Origin of the sequence: Nocardia asteroides (assembly GCF_900637185.1) — a bacterium.
GTDB lineage: Bacteria > Actinomycetota > Actinomycetes > Mycobacteriales > Mycobacteriaceae > Nocardia > Nocardia asteroides.
The window spans coordinates 1,348,601-1,364,117 of sequence record NZ_LR134352.1 but is presented as its reverse complement, the minus strand read 5'-3'; the positions used below and the strand labels follow the sequence as shown (position 1 = coordinate 1,364,117).

Here is a 15,517-nt window from a genome sequence, read left to right as displayed (position 1 = left end):
ACGCCGGAACCGGTGCAGAGTCTTGACCATCAACGAGACGCAACGTCTCGCCCGAAACTGGAGGAGCGTGCATGACCCGCGCACACACCTGGTTCATCACCGGCGCCAACCGCGGCCTGGGCCGGGCGTTCACCGTGGCCGCTCTCGCGGCGGGCGACACCGTCGTCGCGACCGCCCGCGATCCCCGCACCATGGCCGACCTGGCCCACGAGCGCCTCACCGTGCTGCCCCTCGACGTGCGCGACCGCGACCAGGTATTCGCCGCGGTGGCCGAGGCTTTCGAGGTCACCGGCCGCCTCGACGTGCTGGTCAACAACGCGGGTTACGGCCTCGTCGGCGCGCTCGAGGAACTCACCGAGGCGCAGATCCGCGACCAGATGGACACCAACTTCTTTGGCGCCCTCTGGGTTTCGCAGGCGGCGGCACCGGCGCTACGCGCACAGGGATCGGGCCACATCGTGCAGATCTCGACGGTCGGCGCCGTCGGCTCCCTGCCGCTGTTCAGCATGTACAACGCGAGCAAATGGGCGCTCGAAGGATTCAGCGCCTCGCTCGCCGACGAGTTGCGCCCGTTCGGCGTCAAGGTCACCCTCGCCCAGCTGGGCGGCTTCGACACCGACTGGGCCAAGTCGAGTATGCAGTTCGCCCAGGGCGATCCGGCCTACGCCGACGTCCGCGAGGCCATCCTCGGCATGCGCGACTACCCGGACCCGGCGGCCTTCCCGCAGCCCACCGACGACAGCGCCGCCGAAGGCGAATGGACCGAGGCGGCACCCGAGGTCGCCGCCGAGGCACTGCTGGCGCTGGTCGCGGACCCGAACCCGCCGCTGCGCAAGATCATCGGGCCCGGCGCGCACCAGATGGTCGCCATGGCGCTCGACGCCCGCCGTCAGGACTACCTGACCGATCCGGAATTCACCTGGCCCGGGGCTGCCGGCTCGTAGGCTGCCGCGTAACGGCTGTCCCCCGCTCTCGACTCGCAGGAGAAACACAATGACACGTGAACTGGTCTACACGGGCTTCATGTCGCTCGACGGCGTCCTGGACTCCCCCGGCGGCAAGGAGGAAGGCCACCGCAGCGGCGGCTGGGTGATGGAGACCGAATTCGTCCCCGAGGCCTTCGCACTCAAGGGCGAGGAGCTCGCCGACACCACCGCGCTGATGTTCGGCCGCCGCAGCTACGAGGCGTTCGCGCCGATCTGGCGCGATTCCGAGGACCACGCCGCGTACAAGGACCTGCCCAAGTACGTGGTGTCGACCAGCCTCACCGACGACGACCTGATCGACGGCTGGGGCCCGATCACCATCCTGCGCTCGGCCGCCGACGTCGCCGCGCTGAAGCAGAGCGAGGGCGGCGCCGTGTTCATCCACGGCAGCGCCGAGCTGGCCCGCAACCTGTCCGACGCCGACCTGATCGACCGGTACAACCTGCTGGTGTTCCCGGTGCTGCTCGGCGCGGGCAAGAGCCTGTTCACCCACGCCGACCGCGACAAGCAGCAGCTGCGCCTGCGCGAATCGGCGGCCTACGCCAACGGGGTGGCCAAGCTCGTCTACGAGGTCGTGCGCTGAGCGGTAGCGGTGTCCCGGGTGCACCGGGACACCGCCGCCGCTTCGCTACGCGTCGGCCAGACCCACCTTGTCCAGCACCCAGGCGTACTCGAAGCCGACTTCCTTCCACTTCTCGTAGCGCCCGCTGACACCGCCGTGGCCCGCGCTCATCTCCGTCTTGAGCAGCAGCTGGCTGTCGCCGGTCTTGGTGGCGCGCAGCTTGGCGACCCACTTGGCCGGCTCCACGTAGAGCACGCGGGTGTCGTTGAGGCTGGTGATCGCCAGGATCGCCGGGTAGTCCTTGGCCTCGACGTTCTCGTACGGCGAGTACGACTTCATGTACTCGTAGACGTCCTTGTCCGCCAGCGGGTTTCCCCACTCGTCCCACTCGATCACGGTCAGCGGCAGCGACGGGTCCAGGATCGAGGTGAGCGGGTCGACGAACGGCACGTTGGCGAGGATGCCGGTGAACAGCTCCGGCGCCAGGTTCGCGACCGCGCCCATCAGCAGTCCGCCCGCGCTGCCGCCGTCGGCGATCAGCCGGTCCGCCGCGGTGGCGCCGGTGTCGATGAGATGACGTGCGCAGGAGACGAAGTCGGTGAAGGTGTTCATCTTCGCCAGCGTCTTACCGTGCTCGTACCAGAGCCGGCCCATCTCGCCGCCGCCGCGCACGTGCGCCACCGCGAACACCATGCCGCGATCCAGCAGCGACAGTCGCGACACCGAGAACGACGGGTCGATGCTGGCCTCGTAGGAGCCGTAGCCGTAGAGCAGCATCGGCTTCGGTCCGTCGGCGGGCAGGTCGCGGCGCTTGATGATCGAGATCGGCACCCGGGTACCGTCGTGCGCGACCGCCCAGTCACGGTGCTGCTCATAGTCGTTCGCGTCGTAGCCGCCGAGCACCGGCTGCTCCTTGCGCAGCAGCAGCTCGCCGGTGGCCGGCACGTAGTCGAACACCTGCATCGGGGTGATGAACGAGGTGACGCCCACCCGCAGCGTCGGCTGCTCCCATTCGGGGCTCGAACCCGCACCGGCGGAGAACAATTCGAGGCCGAACTCCAGCTCGGTGAGCTCGCCGTAGCCGTCGGCGGTGAGCGGCCACACCGACAGGCGGGGCAGCGCGTCACGCCGGTAGCCGAGCACCAGGTGGTTCGCGAACGCGTCGATATCCTCGAGCCGCACGTCCTCGCGGTGCCCGATCAGGATGGTCATGTTCGACGGATCGGTGGCCGGCGCTTCGGCGAGCACGAAGTTCTCCGCTTTCACCCCGTCGACCACGTCGTTGTGCAGGATCAGGAAGCGATCCTCGCCGCCGATCACCGCGTGCTCGGCCGAGTACTCCACACCCTCGCGGCGCGGCAGCAGCACCCGGAACTCGCCCTCGGGGTTGTCGGACTCCAGCACCCAGCCCTCGGTGGTGATCTTGGAGCCGAGCCAGATCATCAGGTACTTCTCGGAGCGGGTGGCGCCGACGCTGACCCAGTAGCGCTCGTCGGGCTCGTGGAACACCGTCACGTCGGCGTCGGAACCGGTGCCGACGCGGTGGCGCCACACGGTGTCGGGGCGCCAGGACTCGTCGACGGTCTGATAGAAGATGTGCGTGCCGTCCAGCGACCAGGTCGCGCCCGGCGCGGCGCCGACGACCTCGTCGGGCAGCAGATCACCGGTGCTCAGGTCCTTGATCCGCAGTGTGTAGCGCTCGTCGCCGGTGCTGTCGACCGAGTAGGCGAGCCGGGTGCCGTCGTGGCTCAGCGAGAACGCGCCGAGCGCGAAGAAGTCCAGGCCCTCGGCCAGGACGTTGCTGTCCAGCAGCACCTCCTCGCCCTCGATGACCGAGTCGGCCTCGAGCTGCGGCGGGGTCCAGGCCGCGATGCCGTCGGCCTCGGCGTCGATGGGACAGCGGCAGTGCACGCCGTACTGTTTGCCCTCGAAGCTGCGCGAGTAGTACCAGTACTCGCCGAGCCGGGTCGGCACGGACAGGTCGGTCTCCTGGGTGCGGGCCTTGATCTCGTCGAAGATCTTGTCCCGCAGCGGCTGCAGCTGGTCGGTCTGCGCCTCGGTGAAGGCGTTCTCGGCCTCCAGGTACGCGATGACCTCGGGATCTTCCTTGTCCCGTAGCCACTCGTACTCGTCGACGAACGTGTCACCGTGATGCACCCGCTCGACGGGCACCTTCTTCGCGATCGGCGCCGACACCGTCTCATTCTCGCCAGCCATGGGTCCACCGTAGCCGGACCTTTGCGGCCGGGCCCGCCAACTCGGCCGCGGCGGGCCCGCGCGGGCCGCGGGTAGGTAATTCTGCGCATGTGGGGGCGGCGGCGACTGCGTAACCTGCTCGCATGGGGATGCGGTACGCAATCAGATCGTTCGTCGTGACGCTCGGGGTGGTGCTGGCGGCCGGGTCAGCCGCGGTCACGCCGGCCGCGGCCTGTGCCTGCGGCGGGGTCGTGAGCAGCGGGAACGCGGCGCGGGTGGACAGCGAGACGGCGGTGATCGGCTGGGACGGCACGCGGGAGACGGTGCTGATGCGGCTGGGAATGCGGTTCGACGGCGCAGACGCGGCTTTGATCGTGCCCACACCCACCCCGGCGACAGTGTCGGCCGGGAACGCGGCCGCCTTCGCGGAGCTGTCGTGGCTCACCGCGCCGGAGGTCGTCACCGAATACCGCTGGTTCGGCAGCGACGGCGACGGCGCCACCGCCGGCGCGGGCCCCGGTTCCGGCCCCGAGGTGCTCGGCAAGGTCCAGCTCGGCCCGCTGGAGGCGACCACGCTGCGCGGCGGCGACCTCACCGGGGTGCGGGAATGGCTGGCCACCAACGGCTATCAGCTGCGACCCGAGGTGAGCGCCACCCTCGACCCGTATCTGCGGGAGGGCTGGTCGTTCGTCGCCATGCGGCTCACCAGCGCGAAACCGCTGTCGGGCGCGCTCGATCCGGTGCGGCTCACCTTCGACTCCGACCGCCTCGTCTACCCGATGCGCATGTCCGCCGCCGCCACCGGCCCGCAGTCGGCCCACCTCTATGTCTTCGGCGACCACCGTGTGGTCCGCACCGACGCCGACGCCGCGAGTCAATCCACCTTCACCGAATTCGCTTCGCCCGTCGCCGAACTCACCGATCCGGACCTGAAAGCGCTTGCCGCGGGCCGGAACTACCTCACCGAACTCTCGGTGCGGATCACGCAGCCCGCCGCCATCACCACCGACTTCACCTTCGGCCCCGCGCCGACCGACGACGTCGTCCGCGACCGGGTCGTCTCCACCGAGTACGTCGAATTGCTCGGCTTCCCAGCGGGTTACGTCCTGATCGTCGTCGCCCTCTCGGTCATCGGCGTCGTCGCGAGCGTGATCCTGCGCCGCCGATCCACCCGGTGAACGTACCGCGGCCCGGTCCTCCACCAGGGAGAACCGGGCCGCGCGTGCGAATTCTCAGGCCCCGAGCGCGGGACCGATGGTCGGCCAGGAGGCGTGCAGCGCGTCCTGCCAGTAGGACCAGGAGTGCGTGCCGACCGGATGCCAGTCGATCTTGGCGCCGATGCCCGCGGCCCGCAGCCGCTGCTCGAAGGCCACCATGCAGGTGTTGACGCCCAGCTCGATCGGGCCGCCGAGGAAGATGTTCTCCGCCAGCTGCGGCTTGAGCTCGGCCTCGTGCGGGCCGGGGATACCGGTGCCCGTGGACATGTACAGCGCCTTGCCGCGCAGCGCCTCGATCATCAGGGCCGGATCGTGCGACGCCCAGTCCGGGCTGCCCGGCGCGCCCCACATGTTGAGCGGATTGCCGCCGCGGTTGGCGATGGAGAACATGATCGCGCCCGCCGCCATGGCACTGTCCGGGCACGCGCTGTACCCGGCGACGGCCCGGTACATGCCGGGGTGGCGGGCGGCCAGGATGTAGGCCGCGTTGCCGCCCATGGACAGGCCGCCGATGCCGTTGACCCCGTTGCCGTCGAACTGCGCGTCGATCAGGCCGGGCAGTTCCTGGGTCAGGAAGGTCTCCCACTTGTACCGGCCGAAGCGCGGGTCGTCGGCGATCCAGTCGGAGTAGTAGCTGGCCTGGCCGCCGGTCGGCATGACCACGTTGACGTTCTTGCCGCGGAAGAAGGCCTCGGCGTCGGTCGCGTTGGTCCAGGTGCTCTGGCCGATGCCGGGATCGAGGCCGTCGAGCAGGTAGTACGTGGCGCGCGAGCCGCCGCCGGCCGGGTGCAGCACCTGCAGGTCGATATTGCGGCCCATCGCGGGCGAGGCGACGGTGATCGCCGTGCGGGTGGGGCTGAGGTCGTTCACCCCGATGATCTGCGCGGCAGCGGCGGGGGCGGGGTTCACCGCCGCGGGTCCGATCAAGGCGATGGCGAAAGCCAGCACTGAAGCAGCAACACCTGTACGACGCACGATCCACCCTCCATAACCGCATGCCAATGACAGTCCAAAGTAACCCACAGGTGAACGATCGGACAGCATTCGGCGATTTGGGCGTTTCTTCAGCAAACTCTCCGGTACGCAATGCCCGGTTCGCCCGAAAACGCAGGTCAGCGGGACAAAGCGCCGCGAATGGACCCGGCCAGATAATCGAGGTCGGCACGGGCGGGCGAGGTCGGCCGGGCGCGCAGCCCGAAGCCGTCGCCCGGCGTCCGCGGGATCACGTGCAGATGCACGTGGAAGACTTCCTGCCCGGCCGTAACCCCGTCGGCGAGAAAGAAATTCACGCCGTCGGCGGCCACCTCACTGGATCGCAGCGCCGCCGCGATCCGCTGCCCCACCTGGAACAGCTTGCCGCCGAGGGCCGGATCGAGATCGGCCAGACTCGGCGCGGCCACCTTCGGCACCACCAGCACGTGGCCCGGCGTCACCGGACGGATGTCCATGAAGGCCAGCACGTCGTCGTCCTCGTAGACCCGGGAGGCGGGCGCCCGGCCCGCGACGATATCGGTGAAGATCGTGTACGGATTCACCCGGGTACGGTAGCCAACCCGCGCCCGGATCCGTCGCGCGAGCGCCCGCCGCCGGTGCCGCCACAGCGACAGCGGCGGGCTGACACGCACTCCCGGCTCAGAGAATCGGCGACGGCGTGTAGCGCGCGGCCTCGGGATTGGCCTCGACCAGCTTCTGCACCTGCGCGACCACCTCCGACACCTGGTCCGACGCGGCGCCGATGAACGCCGACTTGTCGGCCAGCGCGGCGTCGAGCGCGGCGCGGTCCAGCGGCATCCGGTCGTCGGCGGCCAGGCGGTCCAGCAGGTCGGGTTCGCGGCCCTGCTCGCGCATGGCCAGCGCCACCGCCACCGCGTGCTCCTTGATGACCTCGTGCGCGGTCTCGCGCCCGACGCCCGCGCGCACCGCCGCCATCAGGATGCGGGTGGTGGCCAGGAACGGCAGGTACCGGTCGAGCTCGCGGCCGACCACCGCCGGGTACGCGCCGAACTCGGCGAGCACGGTCAGGAAGGTCTCCATCTGGCCGTCGATGGCGAAGAACGCGTCCGGCAGCGCGACGCGGCGCACCACCGAGCAGAACACGTCGCCCTCGTTCCACTGCGCGCCCGCCAGCTCGGCGGCCATCGAGCCGTAGCCGCGCAACACCACCTGCAGGCCGTTGACGCGCTCGCAGGAGCGGGTGTTCATCTTGTGCGGCATCGCCGAGGAACCCACCTGGCCGGGCTGGAAGCCCTCGGTGACCAGCTCGTGGCCCGCCATCAGCCGGATGGTGTGCGCGAACGAGGACGGCCCGGCGCCCAGCTGGACCAGCGCCGACAGCACGTCGTGGTCGAGCGAACGCGGGTACACCTGGCCGACGCTGGTGAACACGGTGGCGAAGCCGAGGTGGGTGGCCACCTGCTGCTCGAGCGCGGCCAGCTTGCCCGCGTCACCGTCGAGCAGGTCGAGCATGTCCTGGGCGGTGCCCATCGGGCCCTTGATGCCGCGCAGCGGGTAGCGGTCGATCAGCTCGCGCACCCGGGTCAGCGCGACGAGCACCTCGTCGGCGGCCGAGGCGAAGCGCTTGCCCAGCGTGGTGGCCTGCGCCGCGACATTGTGCGAGCGACCCGCCATCACCAGCGTCTGGTACTCGGCGGCCCGCTCGGCCAGCCGCGCCGCCACCGCGACGCCGTGGTCGTAGATGTGCTCGAGCGAGAGCCGCACCTGCAGCTGCTCCACGTTCTCGGTGAGGTCACGGCTGGTCATGCCCTTGTGCACGTGCTCGTGCCCGGCCAGCGCGTTGAACTCCTCGATGCGCGCCTTCACATCGTGGCGGGTGACCCGCTCGCGCTCGGCGATCGAGGCCAGATCGACGTGGGCGAGCACGCGCTCGTAATCGTCGATCACCCCGGCGGGCACGTCGATCCCGAGCGCGGCCTGCGCCCGCAGCACCTCGAGCCACAGCTTGCGCTCGAGCACGATCTTGTTCTCGGGCGACCAGAGCGCGACGAGCTCCGGGCTGGCGTATCGGGTGGCGAGGACGTTCGGGACAAGGCTCACGAACACTCAGTCTAGTTGGCGCGCCCGTTCCAGCTGCTGGGGCATCATGTTGGGGACCACGGGTGGGGCGACGATGTCGATCATGTCCAGCAGACCCGCCCGTGCGGGGCGCCTCGGCTCCGGATGTCCCTCGATCAGCGCCGCCACCACCGCACCGTCGACCACGGCGACCAGCCTGCGCAACTGCTCGGGGCGCACCACTCGGTCGGAGCGGCGCAGCACGTCGGCGAGCAGCTCTTCGAGCTGGGTGCGTAGTCGGAGCTGGACCTCGCGCAGTTCGGGATGCCGGGCCGAGGCGACCGAACGCTCGTAGCGGGCGATCAGCTGACCGCGGGCGTCGAGATCGCCGTCGTCGGGGCCGACCAGCACGTCGAGCACGAGATCCACGGTCGCCTCGCTGCCGCGGCGACGGTGGCTGACCTCGCCCACCCGGCGGCGCATGGCGTCGAGTTCGATCGCGCCGCTGAACTCGACGGCACGGGCGATGAGATCTTCCAGGGACTCGAAGTAGTAGGTGGTCGAGGCGAGGGGAAGATCGGCCCGCGACGCCACCGAGCGATGTCGCACGGCGTCGAAGCCGCCTTCGAGCAACAGTTCAGCCGCCGCCGCCACCAGTGCCTGGCGACGTCGTTCGCCTTTCGGGGTCGTTGCGGTGGTCACCGTGCCATCGTGCCAGTCATCATCAGTTCAACCGTGCGCAATCGTCATCGGGGAAACGCTGGGAAATAGGGATAACTGAGTTTTACCGCATCCTGGCGGCGAAGTGTTCGTACTAGGCAAAGTTGTTGTCGCACATCACTGTTGACAGCGAACCGATCAGCCCTTCAGGAACCGTCCCAACCGGTCGAGTGCTGCGGCGATGTCGTCTGTGGCACCTGCGAAGGAGAAGCGAACCGTGCGGTCGCCGTGCACGGTGTCGAAGTCCAGGCCCGGCGCGAGCGCGACCCCGGTCTCGGCCAGCACGCGCGCACACCAGGCCCGCGAGTCGTCGGTCAGATGACCGATATCGGCGTAGGCGTAGAAGGCGCCGTCGGCGGGCGCGAGCTCGGTGATGCCGATGCTCGGCAGACCCTCCAGCAGCAGGGCGCGGTTGCGCGCGTAGCGGCGCACGTGCCCGTCCAGCTCATCCTTGGCTTCCGCGCCGAACGCGTGCACCGCCGCGTACTGGGAGATGGCGGGCGGGCACACCGTCATGTTCGAGGCCAGCCGTTGCAGCGCCGGACGCAGGTCGGCGGGGGCCAGCATCCAGCCCAGGCGCCAGCCGGTCATCGAGAAGTACTTCGAGACCGAGCCGATCACCACCGCGTCGCGGGAGAACTCCCAGGCCGAGGAGGTCGGCGTACTCGCGCCCGCGTAGGTGATGCCGTGGTAGATCTCGTCGGAGATGAGCAGCGTGCCGTGCCGCTCACACCAGCGCGCCAGGGCCGCCAGCTCGGCCGGGTCGATCATGGTGCCGGTGGGGTTGGCCGGGCTCGCCACCACCAGGCCCGCGGGCGGCTCGGGCAGGGCCTCGAGCATCGCCACGGTCGGCTGGAAGCGGGTCTGCGGGCCGCAGTCGAGTTCGACGACCCGGCAGCCGAGCGCGGTCAGGGTGTTGCGGTAGGCCGGGTAGCCGGGCCGGGCCACCACCACGGTGTCGCCCGCGTCGAAGGCGGCCAGGAAGATCAGCGTGAACGCGCCGGAGGACCCCGTGGTCACCACGACCTCGTCCGGGTGCACGTCGTAGCCGTAGGTCTCACTGTGATGGGTGGCGATGGCCTCGCGCAGCGGCAGGATGCCGAAGGTCTCGGTGTAGCCGAGCAGCTCGGCGTCGATCGCGGCCTTGGTCGCGCGCAGCACCGGCGCCGGCGCCTGCGTCGACGGTTGACCCGCCGCGAGCACCAGCACGTCACCGTGCGACCTGGCACGTTCGGCGGCCGCCTTCCACACATCCATCACGTAGAAGGGGGGAATGGTCGACCGGCGCGATTCTCTGGACACCCGGAAGACGGTAGAGCACCCGATTGCGGGCGTTGGCGGATATGGTCGGCACAATGGCTCCGACAGCACAGACGCAGCCACCGGCGCAGCGGTCCCACCCGCGTCGGGGCCGGGCCGCGGGGGCACGATGGAGTGGGTGAGGACGGCGGGGAGAGTGCGGCGGGCGCAGACGGAAACGGTGGACGACTCGGCCACCGGCCGCTCACCGGACCCCCGCAGGCGGGTTGTCAGTATCAACGGCCTTGTTCTGCAAGCGAATTGGCGCGAGCAGCTGCCCTCGCGAGCCGGTGTCCGAGAGCGTCTGACGACCTGGCTCGGAGACCATCCCGGCATCGGGGAGATCGCGGACGACCTGCGCCGAGGCGACCTGCGCACAGTGTTCTGGCAGCGCCCCAAGACGCGGGCCGAAGCACTGTGGGCGCGGCGCCCCAGCCGGGAGCGGGTACGGCAGGTCCTGCTCGAGCGGCGGGTGCTGATCGCCGGTGTGGCCGTGGTCGCGGTGTTCGTCGCCGCCGACGCGCAGTTCGGTGACGTACCGAGCGACCGCCCGCTGGAGCTCGGCGAGGCGCAGCGGGTGTCGATCGCCTATCCCCCGGAGCTGGCGCCGAACCCGCAGTCGTCGAGCCGGCTGCTGGCGGCCATCGCCAGTGGTGAGAAGCGCCGCGAGGCCGCCGTGGTCGCCGCGGCCGCCCGCGCCACCCTGGAACGGGCGAAGGCGGAGGCGGCCGCCGCCGCGTCGGGCGAGTGGCAGGACTGGATGGGTCAGCGGGCGCCGGTCGTGCCCGGCGTGCTGACGCCCGGCTCGACCCCGTCCCTCGGCGGTTTCAGCCTCCCGGCCAAGGGCGCGTTCACCTCGGGCTTCGGGTCACGCTGGGGCACCATGCACCGCGGCATCGACATCGCCGCCCCGATCGGCAGCCCCATCTACGCCGTCGCCGACGGCACCGTGGTGGAGGCGGGTCCGGCGCAGGGCTTCGGCCTGTGGGTCCGCATCCGCCACGACGACGGCACCATCAGCATCTACGGCCACATGTACGACTTCTTCGTCTCGCAGGGCGAGCGAGTCCCGGCGGGCATGCAGATCGCCCGCATCGGCAATCGCGGCGACTCCACCGGTCCGCACCTGCACTTCGAGATCGTGCAGAACGGCCAGCACGTCGACCCGCAGGCCTGGCTGGCCATGCACGGCCTGCGGCTGACGTGAGCTACTTCGCGCGCTCCGGCACGACGACCTCGGTGGCGCCGATATCGGTGCGGAAGTGGCTGCCCGGCAGCTTGATCTGGGCCAGCCGGGCGTAGGCCCGCTCCCTGGCCTCGGCCAGATCGGCGCCGACGCCGACCACGTTCAGCACCCGGCCACCGGCCGAGACCAGCGCCTTGTCCTCGCGCTGCCCGGTGCCCGCGTGCAGCACCAGCGTCTCACCCTCCAGCGCGCCGTCCTCGGCACCGGTGATCACGTCACCGGTGCGCGGGCGGGCCGGGTAGTTCTCGGCGGCCAGCACCACGGTGATCGCCGAGCCGTCCTTCCAGCGCGGCGCCGCCACGTCGGCCAGGGTGCCGGTGGCGGTGGCGAACAGCAGCTCGGCGAACGGGCTGTCCAGCAGGGCCAGCACCGCCTGGGTCTCGGGATCACCGAAACGACAGTTGAATTCGACCACGGCCGGACCGTTGGTCCCCACGGCCAGACCCGCGTACAGCAGGCCGGAGAACGCACTGCCCCGGCGGACCAGCTCGGCCGCGACGGGCTTCACCACGTCCTCGACGATCTCGGTCAGTGTCTCCGCGGGCAGCCACGGCAGCGGGGTGTAGGCGCCCATGCCGCCGGTGTTGGGACCGGAGTCGCCGTCGCCGACGCGCTTGTGATCCTGCGCGGGCAGCAGCGGGACCACGGTCTCACCGTCGACCAGGCAGAACAGCGACACCTCCGGGCCGTCCAGGAACGACTCGAGCAGCACCGGGTGTCCCTGTTCGAGCAGCTCGGCGCCGTGATCGCGGGCCGCGCGCCGGTCGGTGGTCACCACAACGCCCTTGCCCGCGGCGAGCCCGTCGTCCTTGACCACCCAGGTGGGGCCGAAACGGTCCAGCGCGGCGTCCAGGTCGCCCGGGTTGTCCACGATCTCGCTGTGCGCGGTCCGCACCCCGGCCGCGGCCATCACGTCCTTGGCGAAGGCCTTGGACCCTTCGATGCGGGCCGCGTCCTTGGACGGGCCGAACACCGGGAACCCGGCCGCGCGCACGGCGTCGGCGATGCCGAGCACCAGCGGCACCTCGGGCCCGATCACCACCAGGTCGGCCGCGACCTCGGTCGCCAGCGCGACCACGGCCTCGCCCGAGCAGGGGTCGACCTGGCGGAGCTCGGCATGCTGACCGATGCCCGGGTTACCGGGCGCGGCGATGACCGCGGCGACCGAGGGATCTCGGCGCAGGGCCAGGACGAGGGCATGTTCACGGGCTCCGGAACCGATGACGAGTACGCGCACGCCAGAGAGATTAGTCGCGCTGCGCGCAGGCCGCGCGCACGGCCCGTTCCGGGCGCCCGCACCGGTCGGCGACGGCGACGGCCACCGCGAATTCACCCGCGCATGCCACCCACGACGGGTTCGGTTGGGGGACAATGATCCTGGTGCGAGGACCGCGCGCCGCGAACGGACGAGGGGAGAACGTCATGGGTCTGCTCGACGGAATGATGGGCAACGCGGGCCGGATCGACCCGGCCGCCGCCCAGCAGGAATACGCGAAACTGTTCGGCCAGGGCGAGCAGGTGTATTCGGCGTTCATCCTGGTCCGCGACGCGATGCTGTTCACCAACCGGCGGCTGATCCTGGTCGACAAGCAGGGCGTCACCGGCCGCAAGGTCAGCTATCACAGCATCCCGTACCGCTCGATCAGCCACTTCGCCGTGGAGACCGCGGGCACCTTCGACCTCGACGCCGAGCTGTACATCTGGATCGGCAGCGGGAACGAGCCGGTCAAGCAGCGGTTCAACCGTCAGGTCGACATCTACGAGGTGCAGGGCATCCTGTCGCATTTCGTGGGGATCTAGTTAGGCTCGCCGCTATGGCATCCGTCTTCAGCGCGATCATCGCCGGCCAGCTTCCCGGCCGCTTCGTCTGGGAGGACGACGAGTTCGTCGCCTTCCTCACCATCGCCCCCGTCACCCAGGGTCACACCCTCATCGTGCCGCGCGCCGAGATCGACCAGTGGCAGGACGTCGCCCCCGAGGTCATGGCCCGCCTCACCGGCGTAGCCCAGAAGATCGGCCAGGCCGTCCGCATCGCCTTCGATGCCCCCCGCGCCGGCCTGCTCATCGCCGGCCTCGAGGTCCCCCACCTGCACACCCACGTCTTCCCCGCCTACACCATGGGCGACTTCGACATCTCCAGCGCCGACCCCTCCCCCACCCCCGAATCCCTCGACGAGGCCCAATCCAAGATCAAGGCCGCCCTCCGCACACTGGGCCACGAGGCCAACGTCCCGGCCTGAGGCGGTTTTCGCGGTGCGGCCCCCGCCGCGTCGATGCGGGTCGGGGGCCTGGCCAGTCAGGCTCGCGTGGTCACTGGGTGACGCAGTGTGGGGGTGGGGCGGGGCTCCAACTGCCGAAGCAGCCTGCGGCGAAGTAGGCGAGCAGGTCGATGACGGCCGAGCCGGTTTGCAGGACGACCGGCTGGGCTGTCGGCGGTTGGCTGAGGGCGGGCTGGGCCGGGGTCGCGGTGGCGAGTCCGGCGGAGGCTGCGCCGATCGCGGTGACCGCGGCGGCGAGGATGGCGAAGCGTTTCACGAGGATCCCTCTCGAACAGATACGCCGGGGTCGGCGTGCGAGCGAGCCTAGTGAGAAACACCACCGTTTCGGAGTGGATCGATCGCCCCTGCTTTCATGGGCAGGGGAATCGGATCAGAGCACCGTGCAGGCGTGGTCGCGATCGAACGAGCCGGCGCTTCCGGTGCCGGTGGGGAGGTTGCGGGTGGCGTCCGCGATCGCCTCCCCCGGGTTCGTCCCTTTACCGAAGCCCATGATCGGGACCCCGGCGACGATCGAGAGCGGACTCGTCACGACCGCACCGCAGCCGTCCGCGAACGTCACAATCGTGCGGCAGTCGATGATGCCCTGCCCCTTGCACGCCCGGTCCGCGGCCCGAACAGCGTCGGCTTCCGTCGGATGGTTGACCGAGAACGCGTAGACGTTGCCCCACGCGCTGAGGGACACGGCGCCCCAGTTGACCGGCTCGGCGGTGGCGGACGGTGCCGCGAGGACGGCAGCGGCGCTCACCGAGAGCACGGCGGCCGCAAAGGACTTGGTGAACATGTGGAGCGTCTTCCTCTGCGCGCCGACCCTTGCGGCGATCGCATGGAAGATACCTCACCGCGTGGTCGCGAGGTCGCCCCAAAAGTCTTGGGGTCACGCCAAAGACGCGGCGGACTGCCGCGCGTCCGGATGCCGTTCCGATCCGGAAGTTCGCCGAGGAATGGCAGCGCAAGCCTGGTCGTCCTCGAAAGAACTGCGCCTGACTCCGAGCGCAGCGCCGTCAGGGTGGGGTCAGGCGGGTGAGGGTGCCGAGGAAGCTTGTCACGTAGAGGGCGTGGTCGGACCAGCCTGGGCCCGCACCGAGGCGGACCGACGAGGACAGGGGGAGGCCGTCGGCGATGGTGCAGGTCTGGTTGGTGTCCAGGTCGACCCGCTGGATGCGGCCCGCGACGTTGAGGGCGACGTAGGCGATGCCGTCGGGGCCGACGGTGAGGTCGTCCGCCGAGTTGAGCGGGCCGAAACCGGGGAGCACGGTCTGCGGGGTGGGTCGGGTGGGGTCGGCGTAGTCGACGTAGGTGACCACGGTCGCCGGGTCGAACGTGGTCGAGACGACGAGCCGATTCCGCGCCCCGTCGAAGGCGAGGCCGTTGGTGGAGGTGAGGGCGGGCGCGTAGGGGCTCGCGCTGCCGTCGAGGCCGACCCGGGTCATGGAACCCGCGCCCACATCCCGGCTCACCACGAAGTCGCCGTCGGGCAGCCGCGCCAGACCGTTCGGCATCGTGAGCCCGGCCGCGACCGTGGTGACCGCGCCGGTGTCGAGGTCGAGCGCGCCGATGGTGCCGTCCGTGCGGCCCGCGAGCGCGGCCGTGGCGGTGTTCCCGGTGGTGAAGTAGGCCGTGTCGCCGTCGACGAGGACACCGCCGGGCCCGTCGACATCGCGCACCGCGACAGATCTCGCGCCATCGGCGGCCAAGCGCTGCACGGCCCCGGCGCCCCCGGTCAGGGACTGCTCCGACAGCAGCGCATTGCCGCGCCCGTCGAAGGCGAGATTCTCGAGCACGCCGTACCCGGCGGCGACAGTCTGTTTCGTCCACTGCGGACACGATTCGGGCGCGGCACCGGCCGGACCGGCGGCGGGCAACAGGGCGGCGGTCACGGCAGCCGCCAGCACGCCGATCGAACGGCGCGCCGAACCAGAGATATCCATCGAGCGCAGAATAGTCCGCTCGGGACCGGCGATCAGGGCGAAAAAAGAACCTGGCCTGTCGTCGCAGGCCAG

Annotated in this window: 16 protein-coding genes; 6 read left to right on the top strand and 10 right to left on the bottom strand. The window is 70.3% G+C overall.

Annotated features, from left to right (window positions below):
* Positions 1–71: 71 nt before the first annotated feature.
* Both EL493_RS06555 and EL493_RS06550 read left to right on the top strand, forming a co-directional pair.
* Positions 72–944, top strand: a complete 873-nt coding sequence (locus tag EL493_RS06555) for an SDR family NAD(P)-dependent oxidoreductase (RefSeq protein ID WP_019044814.1) — start codon at positions 72–74, stop codon at positions 942–944.
* A 49-nt stretch (positions 945–993) separates the two neighbouring features.
* The gene (locus tag EL493_RS06550; protein WP_019044813.1) at positions 994–1,569 is read left to right on the top strand and encodes a dihydrofolate reductase family protein; all 576 of its coding nucleotides are present in this window, start codon (positions 994–996) and stop codon (positions 1,567–1,569) included.
* Positions 1,570–1,614: 45 nt separating this feature from the next.
* Here EL493_RS06550 and EL493_RS06545 read toward each other — a convergent pair whose 3' ends face one another.
* Positions 1,615–3,765 carry a S9 family peptidase gene (locus EL493_RS06545; protein WP_019044812.1) on the bottom strand — a complete coding sequence of 717 codons (2,151 nt, stop codon included), beginning with the start codon at positions 3,763–3,765 and terminating at the stop codon, positions 1,615–1,617.
* 122 nt (positions 3,766–3,887) lie between these two features.
* Here EL493_RS06545 and EL493_RS06540 point away from each other — a divergent pair, with 122 nt between their 5' ends.
* On the top strand, positions 3,888–4,922 hold the full coding sequence (locus EL493_RS06540) for a DUF2330 domain-containing protein (protein ID WP_074965512.1): 1,035 nt from the start codon (positions 3,888–3,890) through the stop codon (positions 4,920–4,922).
* A 54-nt stretch (positions 4,923–4,976) separates the two neighbouring features.
* On the opposite strand, the gene EL493_RS06535 is transcribed toward EL493_RS06540, so the two are convergent.
* The 5 genes from EL493_RS06535 to EL493_RS06515 all read right to left on the bottom strand — a co-directional run bounded on the left by EL493_RS06535 (position 4,977) and on the right by EL493_RS06515 (position 9,995).
* Positions 4,977–5,909: an alpha/beta hydrolase gene (locus tag EL493_RS06535; RefSeq protein WP_019044810.1), complete on the bottom strand. Its 933-nt coding sequence runs from the start codon at positions 5,907–5,909 to the stop codon at positions 4,977–4,979.
* Between the two features lie 164 nt (positions 5,910–6,073).
* Positions 6,074–6,496, bottom strand: a complete 423-nt coding sequence (locus tag EL493_RS06530) for an HIT family protein (protein WP_030200630.1) — start codon at positions 6,494–6,496, stop codon at positions 6,074–6,076.
* Positions 6,497–6,593: 97 nt separating this feature from the next.
* Positions 6,594–8,015 carry an adenylosuccinate lyase gene (gene purB / locus EL493_RS06525; protein WP_022565843.1) on the bottom strand — a complete coding sequence of 474 codons (1,422 nt, stop codon included), beginning with the start codon at positions 8,013–8,015 and terminating at the stop codon, positions 6,594–6,596.
* A 6-nt stretch (positions 8,016–8,021) separates the two neighbouring features.
* The gene (locus EL493_RS06520) at positions 8,022–8,675 is read right to left on the bottom strand and encodes a TetR/AcrR family transcriptional regulator (protein ID WP_022565842.1); all 654 of its coding nucleotides are present in this window, start codon (positions 8,673–8,675) and stop codon (positions 8,022–8,024) included.
* 156 nt (positions 8,676–8,831) lie between these two features.
* Positions 8,832–9,995, bottom strand: coding sequence for a pyridoxal phosphate-dependent aminotransferase (locus EL493_RS06515; protein WP_126405597.1), 1,164 nt, complete (start codon positions 9,993–9,995; stop codon positions 8,832–8,834).
* Positions 9,996–10,173: 178 nt separating this feature from the next.
* Between EL493_RS06515 and EL493_RS06510 the strand changes: the two genes are divergently transcribed.
* Complete coding sequence (locus EL493_RS06510) at positions 10,174–11,199, top strand: M23 family metallopeptidase (protein ID WP_232017276.1); 1,026 nt, start codon at positions 10,174–10,176, stop codon at positions 11,197–11,199.
* A 1-nt stretch (position 11,200) separates the two neighbouring features.
* Here the strand turns inward: EL493_RS06510 and purD are convergent, their stop codons facing one another.
* Positions 11,201–12,475, bottom strand: a complete 1,275-nt coding sequence (purD, locus tag EL493_RS06505) for a phosphoribosylamine--glycine ligase (RefSeq protein ID WP_019044804.1) — start codon at positions 12,473–12,475, stop codon at positions 11,201–11,203.
* Between the two features lie 185 nt (positions 12,476–12,660).
* On the opposite strand from purD, the gene EL493_RS06500 reads away from it, so the two are divergent.
* Both EL493_RS06500 and EL493_RS06495 read left to right on the top strand, forming a co-directional pair.
* Complete coding sequence (locus EL493_RS06500) at positions 12,661–13,038, top strand: PH domain-containing protein (RefSeq protein WP_019044802.1); 378 nt, start codon at positions 12,661–12,663, stop codon at positions 13,036–13,038.
* A gap of 14 nt (positions 13,039–13,052) precedes the next feature.
* Positions 13,053–13,478: an HIT family protein gene (locus tag EL493_RS06495; protein ID WP_019044801.1), complete on the top strand. Its 426-nt coding sequence runs from the start codon at positions 13,053–13,055 to the stop codon at positions 13,476–13,478.
* A gap of 70 nt (positions 13,479–13,548) precedes the next feature.
* On the opposite strand, the gene EL493_RS06490 is transcribed toward EL493_RS06495, so the two are convergent.
* The 3 genes from EL493_RS06490 to EL493_RS06480 all read right to left on the bottom strand — a co-directional run bounded on the left by EL493_RS06490 (position 13,549) and on the right by EL493_RS06480 (position 15,445).
* Positions 13,549–13,773, bottom strand: coding sequence for a hypothetical protein (locus EL493_RS06490; protein WP_019044800.1), 225 nt, complete (start codon positions 13,771–13,773; stop codon positions 13,549–13,551).
* 114 nt (positions 13,774–13,887) lie between these two features.
* The gene (locus EL493_RS06485) at positions 13,888–14,298 is read right to left on the bottom strand and encodes a DUF4189 domain-containing protein (RefSeq protein ID WP_019044799.1); all 411 of its coding nucleotides are present in this window, start codon (positions 14,296–14,298) and stop codon (positions 13,888–13,890) included.
* Between the two features lie 220 nt (positions 14,299–14,518).
* Positions 14,519–15,445 (bottom strand): SMP-30/gluconolactonase/LRE family protein, encoded by a 927-nt coding sequence (locus EL493_RS06480; RefSeq protein ID WP_022565840.1) that lies wholly within the window; start codon positions 15,443–15,445, stop codon positions 14,519–14,521.
* Positions 15,446–15,517 lie beyond the last annotated feature (72 nt).